The organism is Microbacterium sp. ANT_H45B, from assembly GCF_008369345.1.
Classification (GTDB): Bacteria; Actinomycetota; Actinomycetes; order Actinomycetales; family Microbacteriaceae; genus Microbacterium.
This window is the reverse complement of record NZ_VOBK01000001.1, coordinates 927,080-949,954: the sequence shown is the minus strand read 5'-3', so window position 1 is coordinate 949,954 and position 22,875 is coordinate 927,080. Positions and strand designations below refer to the sequence as shown.

The following is a 22,875-nucleotide window of genomic DNA, read 5'->3' as shown; positions in this document are numbered from 1 at the left end:
CGTGAGCATGACGGGGGATCACGAGGGAGCGGGTCATGACACCGCCCCGCCCGTGCTGTCCGCGCGCGCGATCATCGCGCGGTGGGGTCGGGCGATCCTCGACGTACCACGGGGAATCTGGATCGCCGCGGCGACGGCCACCGCTGTCCTGCTCGTGGTGGGCGTGACGGGCGGTTTCACCCGGGCCACCGTGCACCCGCCCGAACTCGGCGTCGGCGACGAGGCACGCATGTCGACCTACGCGATCACGGTGCTCGGCGCCGAGGTCGCCACGGAGATCGAATCCGAGTATCTGAGCGCCGACCCGGGCGAAAAGCTCCTCGTGATGACCACGCGCATGGAGAACCTGACGGATGCTCCGATCGGCGTCGGCACCACCGCCGACCGCACTGCCACCAACATCATCAATATCCCGGGCCCACTCCTCGATCTGGCGGATGCGACGGCGACCGATGCCTCCGTGTCGGTCTGGCGCGCCGACGGCTCGGCCGGACAGGTGATCCTCCAGCCGGGCGTGCCCAGTCAGGTCACCTTCGCCTGGACCGTGCCGGAGGAGGCGCTCTCGGACGGCGAGGTCTCGCTCGACGTACACGAGGCGGAGGTGCGTCGCGGGAGAGTGCTGATCTCGTCGACTGCGGTCAGCTGGCGCGCCGCAGAAGTCGGCGCGCGCATCACCGTCGCCGCGGAGGATGCGCGATGAAGCGCGCCCGCCCCTGGATCCTGGGCGGCGTGCTGCTGCTCGGCGCCGGAGCGCTCACCGCCGTCACCCCCGGCGACGACGCGGTGATCGGCCCCCTTCTGCTGCGTGGGGCGGTCGGCGACGCCGTGCAGTCGCGCTCTCTGATCGCGACGGCGTCCGACGCGACCTTCGCCGATGAGGTCGCCGTTCCCACCTCCCACTGGAGCGCAGAGGGCAACTGGCTCGTGGTGAGGGTCACCGCCTCTGCACCCACCACCGAGGCGGATGCCGCGATCCAGCTGGCGGCGCTGGCGATCGGCGACCGCGTGTTCCACTCCAGCGAACGGGTCGCGACGACTCTCAAGGGTGCACCGCTGCGGGTCGGCACGGACACCGAGGGCATGCTGGCGTTCGAGCTGCCTCCCGACGTCGTCGCGGGAACCGCGGAGCTGCGCCTGACCACCTCGTATTACACCGCCGAGCTCGACGACCTCATCGCCATATCCCTCGCTCTGGACGACCTGCCACGAGTTCCGACCCTCGACATCGAGGCCCCCGCATGGAGCACTCCGTGAGCTGGTGGCGCAGGCAACGCACGGCGCTGATCGCGCTCGTCGTCGCCGCTGTCGCGATGGTCGCGGTCACGATCTGGCTCGACATCCTGCCGAGCGCGCGTCCGACCGACCGGGTCGTCGAGGCCGACACGAGCGTCGACATCGCCGGGCAGACCCTGACACTCGGCGCCACCGAGTGGCGCGAGTTCGAGGCTCCGTCGGGCTCGCGCACGCTCAGCGTGCGGTTGTCGTCGAGCGGAGGTTTCGACGCCTCGCTCTGCGGCCGGTCGACACTCACCGAGCCGGACTCATCGCGCACCTGGATCAGCTCGCGAAAGGGCCTCGAGGTCTCGTCCGATGACGGAGAGAGCTCATGCACCGTCGAGACGGATGCGTACCGCATCCTGCTCGTCTTCCTGCTTCCCGACGACGCCGACGGGCCGTTCCGGCTCGACATCGAGGGCAGCGACGACGATCTGGCCCGGTTCTACATCGATCCCTGAGGGCCTGGTGTCGAGTTCTGACTGAGGTCGCCCGAGCACCCCGTCGTATGCCGTCACGACGATCGCGACCCTGAGCGGCTCGGTCACTGCAGCGACCGCCACAGTGACCAGGGGGAAGAGTCCGGCCCAGAACGATGCCTCGTGGCCGCCGATCAGCTGAAATACGGCGCGGGTCCCCGCCTGCTCGGCGAGCGCCCAGGCCGCGTAGGCGAGCGCGTAGGCGCCGTAGAGCAGCGGTCCTCCTCGCCAGATCACGGTGACTGCGGCCCACAGCCCTTCCAGGCGCATCACCAGGGTGCGCGCGACGCTCATCGCCGCGCTCCGCGCCGCGCCTCGCGCCGCCGCTCCCCCCCAGCGCCCGAGAGAGGGGGTGGAATCGAAGGTGGTGCCGAAGATCACGCCTGCGACCGTCAGCCAGGCCGCAGGCACGATGAGGGCCGCGACCAGGATGCCGACGACCCAGGCCGCTCCCTCCCACACGATCGCGACCGGGGCGAGATTGACGGCGAACCAGTCGCCGACTCCCTGCACCCAGCCGACCGCCTCTCGCTGGGAGAACCAGTCGAGCACCCCCGCCCACCAGCGGGCGACGAACATGAACAGCATGAACGTCCACAGCGCCTCGGCGTACGTCGCGAGGATGATCGTCCAGCGTGGCAACCGTGCGGCGTAGCGGGCGAAGAGCAGACGCGCAACGAAGGCGACGAGAAGCACGGCAAGCGGCAGGACGCCGACCGCGATCAGGCCGCCTCGGTCGCCGAGCTGAGCGGGATCGTATCCGACACCCGCGACCGCGACCGAATTCGCGATCTGGAAGAACTCGATCTGGTCGGCGTCGAGCAGGCCCCACGCCGTGTAGAACGCGAAGAAGGGCAGGATCGCGGCCAGCATGGCGGAGGCGAACTCGCGGATGCCTCCGGCGTCCTCCCTGCGGCCGTGCGGCAGCGACGGCCGCACCGTCAGGTACATCGCGACGTACGAGACGAGTCGAGCGGCGACCGCGAGCGGCAGCAGCAGCAGCCCGCCGAGACTGGTGTGGCCGCCGACGAAACCCGCGAGCTCGATGAGCACCCGGTGCAGAGCCTCTCCCCCGAGGTACCACGCCATGAGCGCGGGCCAGTGCCCGGCGACGATGCGCGCGAAGATCCGGAAGGCCTGCGACATGTGCCCTACCGTAGCCGGTCACGCGCCCGGCCTGTGGCGGAGGCCCACCGAGGGAACGGGCACGCATCGCAGGGCGCCTGTTCCCTCGGTGCATCACGCAGCACGGCCGTCAACCCCCTCGGTCAAGGGCGTGACCGGCACGCACGATACAGAGAGGATCGCCGCAGACGGACCGCGTCCGCGTGACTGAGAACCCGCGCCCGCGTGACCGAGAACAGGAGTCGACATGGCGAAGAACGTACGCACGATGGGCTGCACCCCGGAGGACGTGTTCCGGATTCTGGGGAACGGCTGGCTCTACCCCGCCTGGGTCGTCGGCGCATCGAGGATGCGCGACGTCGACGAGACCTGGCCCCGGCCGGGCGCCGAACTCCACCACTCGGTGGGGGTCTGGCCGGCGCTCCTCGACGACACGACCGTGGTCGAGGAATGGGATCCGCCACACCGCATGGTGATGCGGGCCAAGGGCTGGCCGATCGGCGAAGCACGCGTCACCCTGCGCGTGCGCTCGTACGGCGACGGAACGATGGTGCGCATCGACGAGGAGCCCGTGAGCGGACCCGCCACGCTGCTGCCGGGCGTGCTCACGACGCCCCTGCTGCGCTGGCGGAACTCCGAGACGCTGCACCGGCTGGCGTACCTCGCCGAAGGTCTCGCCGCCTGACCCGCACCGCCTGCCCCACGCCGCCTGCCCCGCACCGCGTGATCCGTACCGGCATCCGCCTCTGCCGCGCGGAGGGAACCAACCCATATATTGGTGCGAAGGGGCCGCGACCGTCGCGGATGCGACGGGAGATCCATGAGCGAAGCGACACGGTCGGGCTGGACCCGCTTCTGGGACCGCGGTGGCTGGTGGCGCGCCGTGGTGCTGGTCGTCGTGTACTTCGTCCTCTACAACGGCCTCTCGCTGCTGCTGACTCCGCTCGCGACGCAGATCGACGATCCGAGCAGCGCAGCGGGCATCCTCGTCTTCTACGCCGCGCCGATCCTGGTCGGATGTCTGCTCCTGATCGGCTTCGCCGCGTCGGTCGGCTGGCTGCATCAGCTCTTCCGTCCGCAGCCGATCCGCGGGCGCGGCTGGATGTGGATCGCTGTCGCCGTGGTGCTCCTGTTCAACGTGCTGCATCTGCTCTCGGTCGACTACGGCGCCGCGGGGACACAGGTCGTCGCGACCTGGCTGCTCACAGGACTCTTCATCGGCTTCGCCGAGGAGGTGCTCACCCGGGGGCTCGTGGTCACGCTGCTCCGCCGGGCCGGGCAGCGCGAGATCGTCGTGGCACTGATCTCGTCGGCGCTGTTCGCGGCGCTGCACGCCGGCAACCTCCTCACGGGCCAGTCGCTGCCCGCGACACTGTTCCAGCTCGTCTACACGTTCGCCTTCGGTGTCTGCATGTACCTCGCGATGCGGGTGACGGGAACGATCATCGCGCCGATCCTGCTGCACGCGAGCACGGACCCCAGCATCTTCCTGCACACCGCCTACCCGGTGGAAGGAGCCCTGAGCTCGCTCGCGGGCATCGGGAATCCCGCGGTGATCGTCGTCGGGCTCATCGCACTGTTCTTCATCCGCGGGCGGGTGGGACGGGATCAGGCGACCCCGTCGTACGGGGCCGCCTGACCGTCACACCGCGGAGGGCTGCAGCACCACCTTGATGCAGCCGTCCTCCTTGCGCTGGAATGTCTCGTACAGCTTCGGTGCGTCCTCGAGCGGCGCGGTGTGGGTGGTGAGGTCCATCACGCCCAGCGGATCCGCGAGGTCCTCGACCAGGGGCATCAGGTCGTCGATCCAGCGCTTCACGTTGCACTGCCCCATGCGCAGGCTGATCTGCTTGTCGAACATGGTCTTCATCGGCAGGATGTCGGCATCTCCCGCATACACGCCGCTCAGAGACACCGTCCCTCCGCGTCGTACGACGTCGATCGACGAATACAGCGCGGCGAGGCGATCGATGCCCGCCTTGTCGAAGACCTGCCGGGCCGCCGCATCGGGGAGCAGGCCCACCGCCTTCTGCACGAGCGAGACGCCAGGGTTTCCGTGAGCCTCCATGCCGACGGCGTCGACGGCGGCATCCGCACCTCGCCCGCCTGTGAGGTCCCTCAGCTGCTCGACGATGTCGTCGGTGAGGTCGAAGACCTCGGCGCCGTGGCGTGCGGCCATATCGCGCCGCTCGGCGACCGGGTCGACGGCGAGCACACGGTATCCGCGGTGCGCGCCGATCCGCGCCACGAACTGGCCGACCGGCCCCAGACCCATCACGGCGAGAGTGCCCCCCTCGGGGACCTCCGCGTACTCCACGCCCTGCCACGCCGTCGGCAGGATGTCACTGAGGAACAGGTAGCGCTCATCGGGGAGGTCGGAGGCGACCTTGATGTGGTTGTAGTCCGCGAGCGGCACGCGCAGGTACTCCGCCTGTCCACCGGGCACCTGCCCGTAGAGCTTGGTGTAGCCGAAGAGCGAGGCTCCGCTGCCGTACTCCTTCACCTGGGTCGTCTCGCACTGCGACTGCAGGCCGCGCAGGCAGAAGAAGCAGTGCCCGCAGGAGATGGTGAACGGCACGACGACACGGTCTCCGACGGCCAGGTCCTTCACCGCGCCGCCGACTTCCACCACGACGCCCATGGGCTCGTGACCGAGGATGTCGCCCCGGTCGAGGAACGGCCCGAGGAGTTCGTACAGGTGCAGATCCGAGCCGCAGATCGCCGAGGAGGTGATCCGCACGATCGCATCCGTCGGATGCTCGATCACGGGATCCGGCACCTCCTCGACCGCCACGGAGCGGGTGCCCTGCCAGGTGAGTGCCTTCATCGTGCGTCCTCCTCGTCGTTCACCGGTCTTCCAGACTCCACACCCGCCGGCGGATCGGCACAGAGGGTTGACAGACGCTCGACCCGGATGCCGACATCACGCCATGCGCACTGATCCTGAGAGAGATCGCAGCCCGAGGGGTGGGTATCTGTGGGAAGCTGGAATACCGCCAGTGATCATCCTGATTGCACCGCGTGGCACGGGTTCCGTGGCGAACTGAGGAGATCACGATGGGCAAGCTCGTCTATGAAGGAAGCGTCAAGGCGGAGATCGAGGACCGGGCGCTGACGCACCTGCAGCTGGTCATCACCACCAAGCTGCGTCGCGGTGAGCCGTTCTCGTTCACCTGGCGCGAGGACATGAGCGTGGGCGGCGGACGCACGACCGTATGGGTGCATGCCGGCAGCTCGCTCGTGTTCAAGTACAGCGGCAGCAGGCAGCCCTCGATCAACCGCAACTGGATCGAGGCTCTCGCGTTCACCGCGAACGCCCCCAGCGGCCTCTACCTGGTCCCGGAGCCTTCGGAGCCCGCCTCCGCGCCGGTCCAGAAGGCACCGACCCCGGCCTTCGCCTGACGTCGTCCCGACGATCCGCTCGCAGTCCTGCGGGTCGCCGGAACACGCGTCTCCGAGGCGGGAGAATGAGGCTATGGCCCAGAATCCCCCACGGCGACTGCTCGCCTCCGTGCGCAGAGTCCTGCACACCGATCCGTCGGCTGTGGCCCTCACCGAGGCCATGCCCGTCATCGACGAGCGCACGGTGCCGCGGGTCCTCGATCTCGCCACCCGCATCGGTGAATCGATGTTCGGAGTGGGCGCGTCAGCGCACGAGGTGACCCTCGCCATCACCCGCATCTGCGCGGCGTACGGCATGCGCGACGTGCAGGTCGACGTCACCTACAACTCGATCACCGTCTCGTTCCACCTGAGCGGCGAGGTCTGGCCTGAGACCCTCGTCCGCGTCGTGCGCGTCGCCGCCCCGGATCATGCGAAGCTGCAGCGGGTGCAGGCACTCGTCGCCGACATCGACGACGGGCTCGACCTCGAATCCGCTCGCATCGCCTTCAAGGCGCTGCGCCGGCTCCCCTTCCGCTACCAGCAGCCGGTGGTGATCGTGGCCAGGGCGCTGCTGGCCGTCGGCGTCAGCATCATGCTGGGAGCATCGCCGATCGTTGTCGGGCTCACCTTCGTGGCCGCTCTCGGCGCCGCACTGACCCAGGCCGGCCTCGCCCGCATCAGGGTCCCCCTCTTCTTCAGCCAGATCGCCGGTGGATTCGTGACCACGATCGTCGCCGTGGCGGTGTCGGCGCTCGGCGCGGCCGGGATCGAGCCGTTCGTCGGCATCCGCCCCTCGATCATCGTGGCGTCCGGAATCGTGCTCATGCTCGCCGGGCTCACCGTGGTCGGCGCCGCGCAGGACGCGATCGACGGCTTCGCGCTGACCGCAGGCGGACGCATCCTCGATCTCACGATGCAGACGCTCGGCGTGGTGATCGGCATCCTCGTCGGACTCGAGCTCGGCAAGGTGTTCGGCTTCACCATGGGACTCCCCGATGATCCCGCCCCCTTCGGGCCGCTGGTGAACCAGTTCGCGGGCGCGATCATCGTGGCGATCGCCGTCGCGGTCTTCAACGGCGCCGGCCTCAGGATCATCCTCGTCAGCGCGCTGCTGAGCGCCGTCACCATCGCCGGCTACACGGCGATGACCGGTCTCAACCTGCATCCGGCCGCGGCGAGCGCGATCGGCGCGCTGGCCTCGAGCTTCATCGGCATGCTCATCGCCCGCAACCTGCATGTGCCGTCGGTCGCCGTCACGACCGCCGCCATCGTCCCCCTGGTGCCCGGTGTCGCGGTGTTCCAGGGGCTGCTCGAGATGGTGCACGCCGTGGGGACGCAGAGCGGCGTGGTCGGTACCGGCGGATCGCTGATCGGCGCCGCCGTGATCGGGATCGGGCTCGCCTCCGGCGCCTCGCTCGGCCTCTACCTGGGCACGCCGGTCCGGGCCACGCTCAGCAGCGTCGCGAAGACGCGGGCGCGCGTCCGGCGCTGACCCGGGCGGTCAGTCGGCGGTGCCGGCGTACATCTCGCCCACCGGAACCGCCACCGGCAGCACGTTGCCCGGCTGCGCCAGAGGGCAGGCCCATGCCGGATCATAGGCGCACGACGGGTTGTAGGCGAAGTTGAAATCGAGGACGATCGTGCCGCGCTCGGCATCCGATCCGAGGTCTGCGCCCTTGATCGTGTCGATCAGGTAGCGGCCGCCCCCGTAAGTGCCGCCGGGGCGTCCGGCCAGCGCGTCGCGCACCGGGATGAACAATCCCCCCCCATAAGTCGTCAGGCGCCAGATGTCGAGAGAGCCGGTGTCGGGGATCTCCACCCTGCCGATGCGCTCGAACGGCACGACGCCGTCGGTTCCGGTCGCGAAGTCGAAGCCGCCGGGATCGGCGGGCAGGATCGGCAGCTCGAAACGCCACTGCGGATCGTACGAGGCGATGGGCAGCCCTTCGAACAGGGCCCTGTCGCCCGCACGCAGCGGAGTCGCCGGGTGATGCAGCATGAGGTCGTCGCGTTCGATGCGCCAGAGCTCGTGCGCCTCCTCCGGCGATTCCGCCTGCCGGACGGCGTCGTACAGGGCGAACACACGGCGTCGCCAGTCGACGACCTCGGCGGCGGTGCGAGCTTTCATGAGCGTCATGGGGTTCAGGCTACGCGCCCGGCCTGTCGGATCGCTCAGGTTCGGGATCCGACAGGCGTTCTCCGCTCAGGCGCCGGTGCGCACCGTCTCGAGCGAAGGGTAGTCGGTGTAGCCCTCGCCGGTGCGGCCGTAGAACAGCGCGGGGCGCGGCTCGTTGAGCTCGGCTCCCTGACGCCAGCGCTCGACGAGGTCGGGGTTGGCGATCACGGGGCGGCCGACGGCGACGGCATCCGCCCATCCGTCGGCGACGAGGCCTTCGGCCTCCTCCCGGGTCGTGACGAGCCCGAATCCCGAGTTGATGATCAGGGATGCACCGAGCGCGCGGCGGATGCGCTGGACGAGCTCGCCCGTGGGGGCGGCGTTCAGGATGTCGACGAAGGCGAGGCCCAGCGGGCGGAGCCCGTCGGCGACGGCGAGGTAGGTCGCGAGCGCATCGGCGTCGTCCTCCTCGAGGACGCCCTGGATGTTGTGCTGCGGCGACAGGCGGATGCCGGTCCGGTCGCCGCCGACGGCCTCGGCGACCGCGGTCGTGACCTCGATCGCGAACCGCGCACGGTTCTCGGGAGACCCGCCGTACCGGTCGTCGCGGACGTTCGACACGGGCGAGAGGAACTCCTGCACCAGGTAGCCGTTGGCGCCGTGCACCTCGACGCCGTCGAGACCGGCGGCGATCGCGTTGCGGGCGGCCTGCACGAACTGCTCGATCACCTCGGGGATCTCGTCGAGGGTCAGAGCGTGCGCGACCGGCATGTCGACCTTGCCCTCGGGCGTGTGCGTCTGACCGGGAGCGGCGAGAGCGCTCGGCGCGACCACGCGGGGCTCTCCGGAGATCGCCGGGTGCGAGACGCGACCGCCGTGCATGAGCTGCATCACGATCGTGCCGCCCTCTTCGTGCACGGCGTCGGCGATGCGACGCCAGCCCTCGATCTGCGCGGGCGTCACGATGCCGGGCTGTCCGGGGTACGACTTGCCCTCGGCCGCGGGCCACGTGCCCTCGGTGAGGATGAGACCCTGCCCCGCGCGCTGACGGTAGTACTCCACCATCGTCTCGGTGGGCACGCCGTCATCGTCCGCACGGGTGCGGGTCAGCGGCGCCATGACGACGCGGTTGGACAGCGGAAGGGCGCCGAAGACGGCGGGCTCGTAAAGACTCACAGTGAGGGTCAAGTCGCGTCGCTCGTCGCGTATTCCCGGTCAGGATGCCGGAGTCTTGCCGTCCGCACCGTCGGATGCCCCGCCACCGAGTTCCGAGAGCATCTCGGCGAAGCGATCGAGGTCGGCCTGCGACCACTGGCCGAGCCGCGCGGCCAGTCGGGCTTCATAGCGCGAGCGCGCGGCCGTGACCTTCTCCTGAGCGAGTGCGGTCGCGACGAGAACCCGCGCTCGCCGATCGTCGGGATCCCGCACGCTCTCGACCAGCCCGAGCTGCTCGAGCTGCCGCACCTGGCGACTGACGGCGGTCTTGTCGGTCTGCAGTCGTTCGATGATCGCGCCGGCCGACGTCGCCTTGCCGGTCGCGATCGAGGTCAGCACCTGGTATCCGAGGGGCTGGAGGTCGGGATGCACGGTCTGCGCCGCCTCCCGCCAGCTCACGCGGATGCGGGCGAAGAGCCGCCCCAGTTCGTGCTCGACGCGCGACACCGCCTCGTCGAGATCGACGGTCCCGGCGGACGCGGCGTCCTGGGCGGATGCGTCGGGTCCGGCGTGTTCGTCGGAAGAGGCGCTCATGCTCGCCATGATACGGCGAAGCCCCGCTGCCGGTGCGACAGCGGGGCTTCGCACGGATCACTGCGTCGATCAGGTGAGGGACGGGTGATCCGTCCGCACGGTCACTTGTCGAGCAGGCCCGCGGCGGTGAGCCACTCTTCCGCCGCCGTCGCCGCCGATGCCTTCTCGTCGCCCTCGACCCGGTCGCGCAGCTCGATCAGGTCGTCGGTGGTGAGCTTCGCCGAGATCGCGTTGAGCACCTCTGCGAGCTTGTCCGTGTAGATGTCCTTCGAGAGCAGCGGGATGACGTTCTGCGCCGAGATCATGTTCTCGGGGTCGTCGAGCACGACGAGATCCTCGGACTTGATCGCCGGAGAGGTCGTGTAGATGTCCGCCACCTGCACCGTGCCGTCGACGAGCGCCTGCACGGTGTCGGGGCCGCCGAAGTCCTCGTACGGGACGAACGTGACCTGACCGGCTTCGGTGCCGACGCCGTAGACGTCGCGCAGGCCCGGGATGCCGTACCCGAGCTCGCCGAACTGCGGGTTCGAGGCGAGCGAGAAGGGCTCCAGCGCCTTCAGGTCGCCGATCGTCTTCAGGTCGTTCTCCTCGGCGGTCTTCTTCGTCACCACGTAGGCGTCCTTGTCCTCGGCCTCAGCCGAGTCGAGCACCTGCAGATCGTCTGCACCCACGGCATCCGGCAGCGCGGCGTCGACGTCCTCGGTCGTCCGCTCCTCGTAGGCCGTGTCGTAGTAGGCCAGCAGGTTGCCGTTGTACTCCGGGATGAGGTTGATTGACCCGTCCTGGAGAGCGGGGATGGTCTGCTGTCGCGGACCGATGTTGAACTTCGTGGAGACGTCGAAGCCTTCGCCCTCGAGCGCCTGCGCGTAGATCTCGCCGAGGATCTCGCTCTCGGGGAAGGCGAAGGAGCCGACGATGATGGCGTCGCCGTCGGCGGCCCCACCGGACTCGCCGCCGGACGACGTCGGGTCGGAGGTCGCGCAGCCGGTGAGTGCGACGGTGCTGCTGACGGCGAGCAGGCAGGCTGTCAGCCAGGTCTTGCGGGCTCGAGAGGTCATGCGGGGGTCCTTTCGTCGAGGATCGGCGCCACAGCGGCATCCGATCTGTTTCGCTGAACGCTGCGGAGGGGACGCCTCGCCTGTCCCCGAGTGCGGGTGAGACGCTGGAGAAGCGCGAAGACGCCGTCGATGACGAGGGCGAGGGCGGTGACCAGGAGCGCGCCGCCGAGGATCACGGTGTAGTCGTTGAGGCCGATGCCGGAGGAGATGATGCGCCCCAGGCCGCCGAGTCCGACGTACGACGCGATCGTCACCGTCGCGATGACCTGCAGGGTGGCCGAGCGGATCCCGCCGATGATCACGGGAAGACCGAGCGGGATCTCGACCTTGCGCAGGATCTGCATCTCCGTCATCCCGATCGAGCGCGCCGCATCGATCGCCTCGCGGCCGACGCTCTCGAGCCCCGCGTAGGCGCCGGCGAGCAGCGACGGGATGGCCAGCAGGACGAACGCGATGACGGAGCCGACGAGCACGGCCGGAGTGGTGCTGAGGCCGGAGCGCAGCACCATCGTGAGGAAGAACAGGAGCCCCAGCGTGGGGAGGGCGCGCATCGCACCGGTGAAGCCGATGACGAACTGCCGACCGCGCCCGGTGTGCCCGATGTAGAAGCCGAGCGGAAGAGCGATCAGCATCGCGATGGCGAGCGAGACCCCCGAGTAGAGGAGGTGCTCGACGAGCCGGTCGCCGATGGGCAGCGGACTCTGCGAGCCCGGCACCCAGTTGGCGGGATCGAAGATCCAGGCGATGGCGTCGAGGAAGAAGTTCATCAGACACCCGCTCCCGGGGGCGCGAGCAGCCGACCGCCGCCGGCACCCGCATCGGCGGCCGTGGTGTCGCTGCCGGTGGGCGCGCCACCCTGCGCACGTGTGCCGGCCGCGCGGCTCCAGGGCATCAGAACCCGCCCGATCGCCACCAGGATCAGATCGAAGACGAGGGCGATGAGCAGACTCATGACGATCCCGACGACGACCTCCTCGAGGATGCCGCGCTGCTTGCCGTTCTGGAAGAGGTAGCCGAGGTTCTCGGAGCCGATGATCACACCCACCGAGACGAGGGCGATGGTCGACACGGAGACGACGCGGAGGCCGGCGACGAGCACCGGCCCGGCGAGCGGGAACTCGACGCGCCAGAACCGGCCGCCTCGCGAGAAGCCGACGGCCTTCGCCGACTCGATGATCGCCCGATCGACGGATCCGAACGCATCGGTGGCCGAGCGCAGCATGATCGCGACCGCGTAGATCGTGAGCGCCACGACCAGGTTCGTGTCATCGAGGATCCGGGTGCCGAGGATGACCGGCAGGATGACGAACAGCGGCAGCGACGGGATCGTGTAGAGCAGGCTGCCCGTGGTGATGATGAACGTCCTGGCGATGCGATTGCGACTGGCCACCCACCCCAGCGGCACCGCGATCACGAAGCCGAGGAGGATGGGCACGATCGCCAGACGGACGTGATTGATCGTGAGATCGAATATCAGGCCGAGGTTGGAGGCGATCCAGTTCACCGAAGCACCGTTCTGTCCGGTCTTGGGACGCCGACTCGCGCAGTCAAGACATTCGACTGAACCACAGAAGACGTCGATCGACAACCCGAGACGACACAGGAAGCGATCGTTCGGTTACGGCGCTCAGACCTCGGCGAGCAGTCGGAAGACCTTGGAGGCGGCGTCGATCTCCTCCGGCGTCAGCTCCGCGACGACGGTGCGCAGTCGCGAGGCGTGGTCGCTGCGGAGCTCGGCGAGGGCGGCGCAGGCCGACGGCGTCGCCGTCAGCACGCGCAGCCGCCCGTCCCGCTCGTCCGCCCGAGAGGCCAGGAGCCCGAGCTCCTCGAGCATCCGCACGTGCCGGCTGATGACGGATTTGTCCATCTCGAACCGCTCGGCCAGTTCGTGTGCGCTGGCCGAGCCCGCGCGGTCGATGAAGGCGAGCAGCTTGTAACCGCCGACCTGCAGCTCGGGGTCGATGCGCGCCGCCGACTCGCGCCAGAGCGTCCTGGTCCTCGCGAAGATGAGGTTCAGATGCGTCTGGAGGTCGCCGAGGGCGGTGTCCACATCTGCGGACACCGCCGCGTCTGAGATGGTCATCTCAGTTCCTCGACTCCCGGCCCTGCTCATCCTCGCGGTCGTGCTCGAGGACGGTCACCGACCCGGTGGCGGTGGACGCCTGCGCTGCCGAGATCCGGATGGTGCCGGTCGACATGTTCGCCCCGACCTCGGCCTCCGAGACGTCGAGCACCGACTCCTCGGCCTGCTCGCGCAGCTGCTCGGCGGCGTTCTTGGTCGAGAGCGGCTTGTTGCGGATGAACGCGATCGCGATGATCGAGATCACGGCGAGCGGGATGGCGATGATGAAGGCATCCGCGATGCCATGGCCGTAGGCGCCCTCGACGATCGCACGGATGGTGTCGGGGAGCTGCGTCACCTTGGGCACATCGCCCGAGGCGAGGTGGGTGAGCGCGTCGACCTCGTCAGGAGTGGTCGGCGTGAATCCCTCGAGAGCGTCGGACATGTACGAGGCGACGCTCGTCGACAGCAGTGAGCCCATGACCGTCACGCCGATGGTGCCGGCGATGGTGCGGAAGAAGTTCACGTTCGACGACGCGGCCCCCAGCTGCTTCGGGTTCGTGTCGTTCTGCACGATGAGGGTGAGGTTCTGCATCACCATGCCGAGTCCGGCGCCGAGGACGAACATGTACGTCGCGACGAGCGGGAACGGGGTGTCGTAGCGCAGCGTCGCCATCAGGCTCACGCCGATCGTGGTGAGCGCGGAGCCCGTGAGCATCCAGCCCTTCCACTTGCCGAACCGGCTCACCAGCTGGCCGATGATGATCGACGCACCCATCTGACCGATGATCATCGGGATGGTCATGAGGCCGGACTCCGTGGGTGTGGCGCCACGGGCCAGCTGGAAGTACTGCGCGAGGAACACCGAGGTCGCGAACATCGAGACGCCGATCGCGATCGACGCGATGACGGAGAGCGTGAAGGTGCGGTTGCGGAACAGCGACATCGGCACGATCGGTTCCTTGACGAAGAACTCGACGGTGATGAATCCGGCGATCGCGACCGCGGCGGTGACGACGAGCATGATGCTGGTCGAGGAATCCCAATCGAACTGGCTGCCGCCCATCGACACCCAGATCAGCAGGGTCGAGACGCCGACCGCGAGCAGGACGATGCCGAAGTAGTCGATCGAGACCCTGGTGTCGCGCTGCGGCTTGGGCAGGTGCAGCGTGAACTGCAGCAGCACCAGCGCGAGGAGCGCGAAGGGCACGCCGACGAAGAAGTTGGAGCGCCAGCCCCACACGTCGGTGAGGAGTCCGCCGAGCAGCGGGCCGCCGATGGTGCCGAGGGCCATGATCCCGCCGACGACGCCCATGTACTTGCCGCGCTCACGGGGCGAGATGATCAGCGCGACCGCGATCATGACGAGCGACATCAGACCGCCGACGCCGATGCCCTGGATGACGCGCACCGCGATGAGCATGTTCGTGTCGGTCGAGAATCCCGCGATCACCGTGCCGACGGTGAAGATGATGAGCGAGATCTGCACGAGGACCTTGCGGTCGACGAGGTCGGCGAGCTTGCCCCAGATCGGGGTGGAGACGGCGGTCGCCAGCAGGCTCGCGGTGATGACCCAGGTGTACTGGGACTGGGTGCCGCCGAGGTCGGCGATGATGACAGGCATCGAGGTCGACACGACCGTGCCGGAGAGCACGGCGACGAACATGCCGACGACGAGCCCGGAGATCGCGGTGAAGACCTCGCGCGGAGAGCGCGTGGGCTCAGCGAGAGAAGAGGAAGAGACGTGGGTCACAGTGGGATGCTCCTGTGTAGAAAGTTGATAAGAATCAACTATACGCCCGATGGTTGCTAAAGCGCAACTGTCGACCTGGAGCAACCATCCCCGTCGCCCTCCTCCGGCAGGCTGGGGCGTCACATCCTCGCGTACCGCGCTCGAGCGACGCAGAACAGTCCGTAGACCACGACCCCCGCGCCGACCGCCCAGAGGATGACCGCACCGAAAGGCAGCCCGGCGAGGCTGCGCAACGCGGAGTCGAGACCGCCGGCCGTCTCGGGATCGTGCGTGAGAGCGGCGATGACGAACAGCACGCCGGCGACGGCGACCGCGATCCCCTTGGCGATGTAGCCGGCGATGCCGAACGCGATGATGCCGGAGCGGGCCGCGCCGCCGGGCAGCGAGAGGTTCTTCGTGAACGCCCGAGTGGCGCCCCGCGCGATGAACGCGACGCCCACCGCGACGACGACGAGGCCCACGAGCACGAGCAGCACGACCCCGGCGGGCACGGCCAGCAGCCGTGCGCTGAAGGACTGCGACGAATCGGAGGACTCCGACCGCCCGCCGAGCGCATACACGAGCGCGGTCGCCCCGATCGCGACGTACGCCACGGCCGTCCCCGCGAACTTGATGCGGTGAGCCCACTTCTTCTTGGCATCGGGATCGCGCTCGACGACCGCCTCCGCGATCTGCCAGATCGCGAGCGCGAACAGCCCGAGCACGATGATCCACAGCAGGGCGGTGCCGGCGGGCGACTGTTGGATCTGCGACAGCGCTCCGCCCTGGTCGGCGCTGCCCCCGCCCCCGCCGGTCGCGAGGGAGATGGCGATGAACCCGATGAGGAGATGCAGGATGCCGAGCACGACGTAGCCGACTCTGGCGAGGATGCGGAACGCCGTACTGCTCTGTGCTGCCCTGGCGGTGCCGGCAGCGGATGTGGGGACATTCATGGTGTGGTGGCGCTTTCGTCGGAGTGCTCGAAGGGAGGGGTGTCGGACAGGCGCGCGGCATGACGATCACGGACAGCCTCGGCGCACACCCAGACGAGGGTGGCGACGCCGATGCCCTCGAGCATGCCTGCGATGACATCGCTGAGCCAGTGCGCCGAGAGGTAGGTGCGACTCCACATCATCGTGAGGACCCAGATCGTGCCCAGCACCCAGACGAGGCGGCGACGGAGCGCGATGCCGAGAACGACGACGACCGTCGTCGCAACCGCGGTGTGCCCGGAGGGGAAGGAGGTGGCCACGCTCTCCGCCAGCGAGTCCGCGGGGCGCGTCCGGCCGATCACGGCCGCCATCGTCGCACCGACGGCGACGACCGCGACCATGGCGGTCGCCAGCGTCACGGCGTCGCCTCGCCGTCCGCGCCAGAGCAGGAGGACGACCAGAGCGGCGCCGACCAGGATCATGCCGATGGTGCCCCCGATGACGGCGGGCACCCATGCGATGACGATGCCGACGTCACTCGACGCTGCCCCCATGAGGTCGTGCCACCAGACGTCGATCGCCAGCGGCCGGTGTCCGCCGATCGCGACGACGCTGCGCAACGCGACGAAGGCGACGACGGCAGAGACGGCCGTCAGCAGCGCGGCGTCGCGACGGGCGGCGTCGGACACGCGGGGTCAGGCGAGGGGTTCGTTGTCGCGGATGCTCCTCCGCGTGACCCGCTCGCCCGTCGCGGGGTCGACCGCGGTGCGGGCGACGGTCTCGGTGCGCCTGCTGCGCGTGACGAAGATGAGGCTGATCAGGAACACCAGGGCGCCGGCGCCCATGAGGATGTAGCCGATCAGATCGAGATCGACGAATCCGCCGGTGTCGATGTTGAGCGCGAAGACGAGGATCGCTCCGATGACGATGAGCGCAATGCCGGTTCCGATACCCATTATGTGGATTCCTCTCCTGGGCCGCCTCTGCGGACCCGTGGGACCACGATATGGTCAGTCGGCGTTGAGTCAATAGCCGTGGACACATCTGCGAGTGTCTGATAGTGATGAAGGTGATGACCGATCTGGAACGCCGAACGGGGATCTTCGCCGCCCTCGCGGATCAGACGCGCCTGCGGATCGTCGATCTGCTCACGATCGGAGATCTGTCGTCCTCGGAGATCGGGACGGCCCTGGATCTGCGCTCGAATCTGATCGCGCACCATCTCGGCGTTCTCGAGTCGGCGCAGATCATCTCCCGTTCGCGCTCGGAGTTCGATCGCCGCCGCAACTACATCGGCCTTCGCCCCGAGGTCTTCGACACCCTCGCACCCCCGAGCATCGTGCCGCCGCAGCGTGTGCTCTTCGTGTGCACCGCGAACTCCGCACGGTCGCAGCTCGCCGAGGCCATCTGGCGCGACACGAGCTCGGTCGACGTCGCATCGGCGGGAACACGTCCTGCGGTGGCGGTGAATCCGGAGGCGGCGGCGTCGGCGGCCCGCCACGGCCTCACCATCCCCTCCGACCATCCGCCGCAGCACATCGAAGACGTACGCGCGCACGGAGATCTCGTGATCACCGTGTGCGACGACGCCCATGAACGACTGCGCGACGGCGACGACCTGCACTGGTCCATCCGCGATCCGGCCAGAGTCGGCACCGCCGCCGCCTTCGACGCGGCCTTCGACACCCTCTTCCGGCGGATCCGCTCCTTCTCGTCCCGGCTCCTCCCCGTCTGAGCACTGTCCCCGGTCCGTGCGACGATCATCGCGTCAACGGGAGGTCGGGATGCGGGGCGAGGCGACCGTGCTGCATGCAGACCTCGACGCGTTCTACGCGTCAGTCGAGCAGCGCGATGCACCGGCCCTGCGCGGCCGACCGGTCATCGTCGGGGGCGGCGTCGTGCTGGCGGCGAGCTACGAGGCCAAGGCCCGCGGCGTGCGCACCGCGATGGGCGGAAGACAGGCGCGCGACCTGTGCCCCGATGCCGTGGTCGTCCCCCCGCGCATGGAGGCGTACTCCGCGGCGAGCAGAGACGTCTTCGCGATCTTCCGCGACACGACGCCTCTCGTCGAGGGTCTCTCGATCGACGAGGCCTTTCTCGAGGTCGGCGGATTGCGGCGCATCGCCGGCACACCGGAGCAGGTCGCCGCTCGCCTGCGCGAGCGCGTGCGAACGGAGGTCGGGCTGGCGATCTCGGTCGGCGTGGCGCGCACCAAGTTCCTCGCGAAGGTGGCGAGCGCGGCCAGCAAGCCCGACGGGCTGCTCGTCGTCGAACCCGACCGAGAAGAGGAGTTCCTGCTCCCGCTTCCGGTGGAGCGGCTGTGGGGAGTGGGAGCGGTGACGGCCGAGAAGCTGCACCGCTACGGCATCCGGACCGTCGGCCAGCTCGCCGAGCTCGAGGCGTCGACCGCCGAGAGCATGCTGGGCACCGCGGTCGGAGCGCACCTGCATGCGCTCGCCCGCCTGCGAGACCCCCGCCCGGTCGACACCGCCCGACGACGCCGATCGATCGGGTCGCAGCGCGCTCTGGGGAGCCGTCCGCGCTCGCCCGACGACCTCGATCTCCTCCTCACCGAGATCATCGATCGCCTCGCGCGACGGCTGCGCGACGGTGAGCGCGTCTGCCGCACGGTCGTGCTGCGCCTGCGCTTCGGCGACTACACGAAGGCGACCCGGTCGCGCACCGTCGGCACGCCGACCGACCGCACGGCGATCCTGCTCACCACGGCACGACGGCTGCTGGCCGCCGCGCAGCCCGAGATCACCGACCGTGGCATCACCCTCCTCGGCGTCTCGCTGTCGCAGCTCGACAGGGCCGAGCGCGTGCCGCCCGAGCTGCCCATCGACTGGGGCGACGAGCAGCGTCTCGACGGCGTGCTCGACACGCTGCGCGAGCGTTTCGGCGCGGCATCCGTCTCCCGTGCCGCGCAGCTCGGGCGGGACCCCGGCTGGTCGAGTCCGACTCTCCCCGAGCACCGATGAGGCGCGCGGGGAGAGATCCGGCCGTTACGCGAGCCGCTTCACCGTCAGCCCACGGAACGTGCTCGTGCCTTCATGGGAGTACAGGCGGATGCGGTTGTCGCCCTCCAGCGGGAACACGCGGTGCGAGTGCACGGCGCGGCCGTCTCCGACGAACATCTCGACGCTCGTGCGGTCGACGAGGATCCGCAGGCTCAGGCGCCCGGCCGAGGGATCGACCGGTGTCTGGGTCTCGCCGCCGGTGGGGTTGATAGTCGGACGCCGGTTGACGTACGCGAATCCGCCCGCGAGATATGCTCCTACGGCGACGTGGCGCCCGCCGCCGGGGGCGCGGCAGACCTCCAGGCCGACGTTGGCCGGAGGCGCCGCAGGATCCCAGACGATCTCGCAGGAGATCTCGTAGGCCAGCTCTCGCAGCTCGAGGTCCCGCGTCCCGGTGACCTCGACATCGCCCAGGCTGTGCGTGCGCCTCACGTGGTCGGCGAGCGCGGCGGTGGGGGCGGAGGCGAGATAGTAGTCGTCGGTCCCCCGCTTCAGCCGGACGTCACGGACGATCATGTCATCGCCGTTGTAGCCGTCGGTGGCGAGTGTGGGGGTGTTGTGCGGGTAGTCCCAGAAGTTCGCCCAGCCGATCGCGCGCCGGAGGGTCGGATCCTCGGCGCCCGCCGCGTCGTGGTTCGGGTACGTGACCGCACCGTAGAAGTCGAAGCCGTAGTCGAGCCACTCCGGCTCGTCGCGGTCGGTGACGAACGATGCACCGTCGAAGCGGCCCGTCCAGTAGGCGTAGGTGGCCGGAAGGCCGCGAGCCTTGCCGTTGCCGCTGGTGCCGAGGATCCAGTGGGAGGTTCCGTCGTCCGCCGTCATCCGGAAGATGTCCGGACATTCCAGAAGGCCGAGGTCGGTGCGCACGAACTCCCCCACCCGAGTCCAGGAGCGCAGGTCGGGGGACGCGTAGAAGCCGATCTCCTGCCCCTCCGCATTGGCCATGAACCACCGGTTCCGGTCGGAGTCCCAGATCACCTTGGGGTCGCGGAAGTCCGGCGTTCCGGGATTCGCGAGCACCGGCGCCGTTCCACCCGGGCGGAAGGAGCGACCACGGTCGGTCGAATACCAGAGATACTGCGCCTGTCGCCCCTCCGGAGCCTGCGTGACGAGGGCGATGACGGCACCCGCACCGTATCCCGCCGTGTTCTGCTCGTCGATGACCAGCGATCCCGACCAGCAGTCGCCGTTGGCGTCGCTGAACTTCGGGATCGCCTCGCCTCGGTCGCGGAACTCGACATGGTCACGGGTCGTCGCGCGGCGCCACGACGTGCCGACTCCGCCCTCGAGGTAGTCGGCGTTGTAGAGGTAGTAGTAGTGGTACTCGCCGTCGAGGTAGATCGGCCGCTGGGGGTCGTTCTTCCAGTTGTCGGGCACGCTGAAGTGGTACGTCGGTCGCATGCGCGATCGTCCTTTCGAGGAGGGGCCTCCCGCTGCGGCAGGAGTCGCGGGAGCGAGTGTCGAGGCGGCGGCGGATTCACCGGCCACCAGGGCGAGCGAGCCGCCGATCGCGGCGGCCCCCGCCCCCGCGAGGAGTGCGCGGCGGGAGAGCGCGTGAGGAGTGTCCATGATCACCTTCCGTTGAGGGCAGCATCGGCGCTGCCGTTAGGGGTGCGCGACGGCGCACGCTCGCCCGCCGGTCGCGTCGAACGACGGCTGCCCTGCCGTCGCCAGGTCTTTCGCCCAGGGCAGGTCCGCACCGGCCCTGGACACCGTGATCGCCGCGGCCCCGGCGGCGCGGACGCCGAGGACCTCGATCGTCGACCGGTCGAGAGGACGATCCGCGGCCAGCAGGTCGGCGATGAGCGAGCTCATATAGGTGTCGCCGGCACCGATCGTGTCCGTGACCGACACGGGGGATGCGGCGACGGAGACGGCGATGCCCTGAGCGACGAGCAGTGCGCCGTCGGCGCCGAGGGTGATCACGACCAACCGCGGGCCCAGGGCATGCACCCGCTCGCCGGCCTCGGTCGGCGACAGCCGCGGATACAGCCACTCGGCGTCTTCGTCGCTCATCTTCACGACGTCCGCCCGAGAGGCCAGCTCCTCGAAGTCCGCGAACGTCTCGGCATGGGTGCCGAGCAGGGCGGGACGGATGTTCGGGTCGAACGTGACGAGGCGCGCATCGAGCCGATCCAGGTGTGCGAGCACGGTCGCGCGACCCGGCGAGAGGAAGGCGCCGATCGATCCGGTGTGCACGAGTGCGGGGGCGACCGCCAGCGGCGCCGCCCCGGGATTCCACTGCACGTCGAAGAGGTACGACGCCGAACCGTCCTCGCGCATGGTCGCGGTCGCTGTGGAGGTGGGCCGGTCGGAGAAGGATCCGGCCAGCACCCGCACGCCCGATCGTTCCAGATGGCGAACGATCCGACTCCCCCGCGCGTCGCGCCCGAGGTCGGTCAGCAGTGCGACATCCAGGCCGCGACGGCCGAGCCCCAGCGCGACGTTGGCGGGGCTGCCCCCGGGGTGCTCGGTCGTCGATGTGCCGTCATCGACGACGTCGACGAGGGCCTCGCCGATGACGAGGGCATCGACCGATTCGGTCGCCGCGCCGCTCATGCGCGGTCCAGATCGGTGATCACCAGCGAATCGATCGTCGCCCCGGGGCGACTCGCCGCGATGCGGACGCCGACCCGCTCGTCCGTGGTCACGATCTGCTCGCTGATCGTGACCGCGCCCCCGTCGGCGAACACCTCGACCGAAGTGCTGTCGACCCAGACGTCGAGGTCGAGAACGCCGTCGCGCAGTTCCACGGACGCCGACGAGGTGAGCCCGTAGTCGGCCGAGAACGACGTGTTCGACGCGCCGGAGCGGTCCACGCTCACTACGCCGTCGGCGTACCGCACGACGATGGCATCGCCCGGCTCCGCTCCGGCACGGACGTGCAGCTCGACCTCCGCCTCAGCGGGACGGATCGCGAGCTCGATGCGCAGCGCGGCTCCCTGCGCCTCCCGCGGCAGCTCGAATCCGCCCACGGGGACGGGGGTGTGCTCGCACGAGAAGGCGGCCGGACGGTCGACCTCGACGGCGGGCCGCTGCAGCAGCACATCTCCGCGGAGCGAGAGCCGACGCGGGAGCGCCATGCTGCCGCGCCACGGGTGCGTGGGAACCTCGCGCGCGTACGCCCAGTTGCTGAGCCAGGCGAGCATCACGGGCTCCTCCAGACCGCTGAAGGTGACCCCGGCGTAGTAGTCGTGCCCGTGATCGAGCCAGTCCCAGTGCGACGGGGTGAATGTCGTCCCGTCGAAGTCGCCCACGATGTACTGCATGCCCGAGCCGCCGCCCGGATGCCCCGGATTCACCGACAGCGCCAGCACCCACCGGTTCTCCACCGGGAACAGGTCGGGGCACTCCCACATGCCCTCGGGTGCACCGAACGGCCCGAAGACGCTGAGCGGCTGCCAGGCGAGCAGGTCATCGGACCGGAACAGGTGCACCTGCCGGTCGAGCGCCTCCACCGCGACGAGGATCCACTCGCCGCCGTGGCGGAACACCTTCGGGTCACGGAAGTCCGCGGTGCCGCGGTCGAGGACCACGCCGTGCTTCGTCCACGTGTAGCCGCCGTCCGCGCTGTGGGCGAGCGCCTGCGCCTGGCCGTGATCGGTCGCCGAGGTGTAGAGCGCGATCAGAGGCGCACGACCGTCGACGCCGAAGCCCGACGAGTTCGTCGCGTCGAACACGACGGAGCCGGAGAAGATCTGCTCGTCGTCGTCGAACCGCAACGCCACGGCGTGCTCCTGCCATGTCCGCAGGTCCCGGCTGGTGGCGTGCCCCCAGCTCATGTTCCCCCAGTCCGCCGACTCGGGGTTGTGCTGGAAGTACAGGTGGTACAGGCCGTCATGGTGGATGAGGCCGTTCGGGTCGTTCATCCAGTTCTCCGCGGGAGCGAAGTGGGCCTGCGGGCGACTGGTCGCATCGGTGAGGGGCGTCGTCATTGCGTGGT

Annotated in this window: 24 protein-coding genes; 8 read left to right on the top strand and 16 right to left on the bottom strand. The window is 69.3% G+C overall.

What is annotated here, in order from left to right; translation table 11 throughout:
• The first annotated feature begins 1 nt into the window (after nucleotide 1).
• Both FQ142_RS04525 and FQ142_RS04520 read left to right on the top strand, forming a co-directional pair.
• Complete coding sequence (locus tag FQ142_RS04525) at nucleotides 2-700, top strand: DUF4352 domain-containing protein (protein WP_149422403.1); 699 nt, start codon at nucleotides 2-4, stop codon at nucleotides 698-700.
• Nucleotides 697-1,254, top strand: coding sequence for a hypothetical protein (locus FQ142_RS04520; RefSeq protein ID WP_149422402.1), 558 nt, complete (start codon nucleotides 697-699; stop codon nucleotides 1,252-1,254). The genes FQ142_RS04525 and FQ142_RS04520 overlap by 4 nt, the downstream gene beginning before the upstream one ends.
• 350 nt (nucleotides 1,255-1,604) lie before the next feature.
• On the opposite strand, the gene FQ142_RS04515 is transcribed toward FQ142_RS04520, so the two are convergent.
• Nucleotides 1,605-2,900 carry a hypothetical protein gene (locus FQ142_RS04515; RefSeq protein WP_149422401.1) on the bottom strand — a complete coding sequence of 432 codons (1,296 nt, stop codon included), beginning with the start codon at nucleotides 2,898-2,900 and terminating at the stop codon, nucleotides 1,605-1,607.
• 226 nt (nucleotides 2,901-3,126) lie between these two features.
• Between FQ142_RS04515 and FQ142_RS04510 the strand changes: the two genes are divergently transcribed.
• Both FQ142_RS04510 and FQ142_RS04505 read left to right on the top strand, forming a co-directional pair.
• Nucleotides 3,127-3,564 carry an SRPBCC family protein gene (locus FQ142_RS04510; RefSeq protein ID WP_149422400.1) on the top strand — a complete coding sequence of 146 codons (438 nt, stop codon included), beginning with the start codon at nucleotides 3,127-3,129 and terminating at the stop codon, nucleotides 3,562-3,564.
• 135 nt (nucleotides 3,565-3,699) lie between these two features.
• Nucleotides 3,700-4,518: a CPBP family intramembrane glutamic endopeptidase gene (locus FQ142_RS04505; RefSeq protein WP_149422399.1), complete on the top strand. Its 819-nt coding sequence runs from the start codon at nucleotides 3,700-3,702 to the stop codon at nucleotides 4,516-4,518.
• A 3-nt stretch (nucleotides 4,519-4,521) separates the two neighbouring features.
• On the opposite strand, the gene FQ142_RS04500 is transcribed toward FQ142_RS04505, so the two are convergent.
• Nucleotides 4,522-5,706 carry a zinc-dependent alcohol dehydrogenase gene (locus tag FQ142_RS04500; protein ID WP_149422398.1) on the bottom strand — a complete coding sequence of 395 codons (1,185 nt, stop codon included), beginning with the start codon at nucleotides 5,704-5,706 and terminating at the stop codon, nucleotides 4,522-4,524.
• 230 nt (nucleotides 5,707-5,936) lie between these two features.
• On the opposite strand from FQ142_RS04500, the gene FQ142_RS04495 reads away from it, so the two are divergent.
• Both FQ142_RS04495 and FQ142_RS04490 read left to right on the top strand, forming a co-directional pair.
• Nucleotides 5,937-6,281, top strand: coding sequence for a hypothetical protein (locus FQ142_RS04495; protein WP_056415709.1), 345 nt, complete (start codon nucleotides 5,937-5,939; stop codon nucleotides 6,279-6,281).
• A 73-nt stretch (nucleotides 6,282-6,354) separates the two neighbouring features.
• On the top strand, nucleotides 6,355-7,755 hold the full coding sequence (locus tag FQ142_RS04490) for a threonine/serine exporter ThrE family protein (protein WP_149422397.1): 1,401 nt from the start codon (nucleotides 6,355-6,357) through the stop codon (nucleotides 7,753-7,755).
• A gap of 9 nt (nucleotides 7,756-7,764) precedes the next feature.
• Here FQ142_RS04490 and FQ142_RS04485 read toward each other — a convergent pair whose 3' ends face one another.
• From FQ142_RS04485 to FQ142_RS04435, 11 genes are all read right to left on the bottom strand, one after another.
• The gene (locus FQ142_RS04485) at nucleotides 7,765-8,400 is read right to left on the bottom strand and encodes a DUF1684 domain-containing protein (RefSeq protein WP_149422396.1); all 636 of its coding nucleotides are present in this window, start codon (nucleotides 8,398-8,400) and stop codon (nucleotides 7,765-7,767) included.
• Nucleotides 8,401-8,466: 66 nt separating this feature from the next.
• Nucleotides 8,467-9,555: an alkene reductase gene (locus FQ142_RS04480; RefSeq protein ID WP_149422395.1), complete on the bottom strand. Its 1,089-nt coding sequence runs from the start codon at nucleotides 9,553-9,555 to the stop codon at nucleotides 8,467-8,469.
• A gap of 39 nt (nucleotides 9,556-9,594) precedes the next feature.
• Nucleotides 9,595-10,128, bottom strand: a complete 534-nt coding sequence (locus FQ142_RS04475; RefSeq protein ID WP_149422394.1) for a MarR family winged helix-turn-helix transcriptional regulator — start codon at nucleotides 10,126-10,128, stop codon at nucleotides 9,595-9,597.
• Between the two features lie 101 nt (nucleotides 10,129-10,229).
• Complete coding sequence (locus FQ142_RS04470) at nucleotides 10,230-11,186, bottom strand: ABC transporter substrate-binding protein (RefSeq protein WP_149422393.1); 957 nt, start codon at nucleotides 11,184-11,186, stop codon at nucleotides 10,230-10,232.
• Complete coding sequence (locus tag FQ142_RS04465) at nucleotides 11,183-11,953, bottom strand: ABC transporter permease (protein ID WP_149422392.1); 771 nt, start codon at nucleotides 11,951-11,953, stop codon at nucleotides 11,183-11,185. Before FQ142_RS04465 ends, FQ142_RS04470 begins: the two co-directional genes overlap by 4 nt.
• Nucleotides 11,953-12,690: an ABC transporter permease gene (locus FQ142_RS04460; protein ID WP_149422391.1), complete on the bottom strand. Its 738-nt coding sequence runs from the start codon at nucleotides 12,688-12,690 to the stop codon at nucleotides 11,953-11,955. Before FQ142_RS04460 ends, FQ142_RS04465 begins: the two co-directional genes overlap by 1 nt.
• Nucleotides 12,691-12,813: 123 nt before the next feature.
• Nucleotides 12,814-13,269, bottom strand: a complete 456-nt coding sequence (locus tag FQ142_RS04455) for a MarR family winged helix-turn-helix transcriptional regulator (protein ID WP_056415692.1) — start codon at nucleotides 13,267-13,269, stop codon at nucleotides 12,814-12,816.
• 1 nt (nucleotide 13,270) lies between these two features.
• Nucleotides 13,271-15,001 carry a DHA2 family efflux MFS transporter permease subunit gene (locus FQ142_RS04450; RefSeq protein WP_149422390.1) on the bottom strand — a complete coding sequence of 577 codons (1,731 nt, stop codon included), beginning with the start codon at nucleotides 14,999-15,001 and terminating at the stop codon, nucleotides 13,271-13,273.
• Nucleotides 15,002-15,120: 119 nt separating this feature from the next.
• Nucleotides 15,121-15,933: a DUF1206 domain-containing protein gene (locus FQ142_RS04445; protein ID WP_149422389.1), complete on the bottom strand. Its 813-nt coding sequence runs from the start codon at nucleotides 15,931-15,933 to the stop codon at nucleotides 15,121-15,123.
• Nucleotides 15,930-16,601: a phosphatase PAP2 family protein gene (locus tag FQ142_RS04440; RefSeq protein ID WP_149422388.1), complete on the bottom strand. Its 672-nt coding sequence runs from the start codon at nucleotides 16,599-16,601 to the stop codon at nucleotides 15,930-15,932. The genes FQ142_RS04445 and FQ142_RS04440 overlap by 4 nt, the downstream gene beginning before the upstream one ends.
• 6 nt (nucleotides 16,602-16,607) lie before the next feature.
• On the bottom strand, nucleotides 16,608-16,868 hold the full coding sequence (locus FQ142_RS04435) for a DUF6458 family protein (protein WP_056415682.1): 261 nt from the start codon (nucleotides 16,866-16,868) through the stop codon (nucleotides 16,608-16,610).
• Between the two features lie 116 nt (nucleotides 16,869-16,984).
• On the opposite strand from FQ142_RS04435, the gene FQ142_RS04430 reads away from it, so the two are divergent.
• Both FQ142_RS04430 and dinB read left to right on the top strand, forming a co-directional pair.
• Nucleotides 16,985-17,647, top strand: coding sequence for an ArsR family transcriptional regulator (locus FQ142_RS04430; protein WP_262492051.1), 663 nt, complete (start codon nucleotides 16,985-16,987; stop codon nucleotides 17,645-17,647).
• Nucleotides 17,648-17,696: 49 nt separating this feature from the next.
• Nucleotides 17,697-18,893 carry a DNA polymerase IV gene (gene dinB / locus FQ142_RS04425; RefSeq protein ID WP_149422386.1) on the top strand — a complete coding sequence of 399 codons (1,197 nt, stop codon included), beginning with the start codon at nucleotides 17,697-17,699 and terminating at the stop codon, nucleotides 18,891-18,893.
• Between the two features lie 24 nt (nucleotides 18,894-18,917).
• Here dinB and FQ142_RS04420 read toward each other — a convergent pair whose 3' ends face one another.
• From FQ142_RS04420 to FQ142_RS04410, 3 genes are read right to left on the bottom strand one after another with little or no spacing between them, the layout of a single operon-like run.
• Nucleotides 18,918-20,501: a glycoside hydrolase family 32 protein gene (locus tag FQ142_RS04420; protein WP_262492050.1), complete on the bottom strand. Its 1,584-nt coding sequence runs from the start codon at nucleotides 20,499-20,501 to the stop codon at nucleotides 18,918-18,920.
• A 36-nt stretch (nucleotides 20,502-20,537) separates the two neighbouring features.
• On the bottom strand, nucleotides 20,538-21,491 hold the full coding sequence (locus tag FQ142_RS04415) for a carbohydrate kinase family protein (protein WP_149422385.1): 954 nt from the start codon (nucleotides 21,489-21,491) through the stop codon (nucleotides 20,538-20,540).
• Nucleotides 21,488-22,867 carry a glycoside hydrolase family 32 protein gene (locus FQ142_RS04410; RefSeq protein ID WP_149422384.1) on the bottom strand — a complete coding sequence of 460 codons (1,380 nt, stop codon included), beginning with the start codon at nucleotides 22,865-22,867 and terminating at the stop codon, nucleotides 21,488-21,490. Before FQ142_RS04410 ends, FQ142_RS04415 begins: the two co-directional genes overlap by 4 nt.
• Nucleotides 22,868-22,875: the final 8 nt, after the last annotated feature.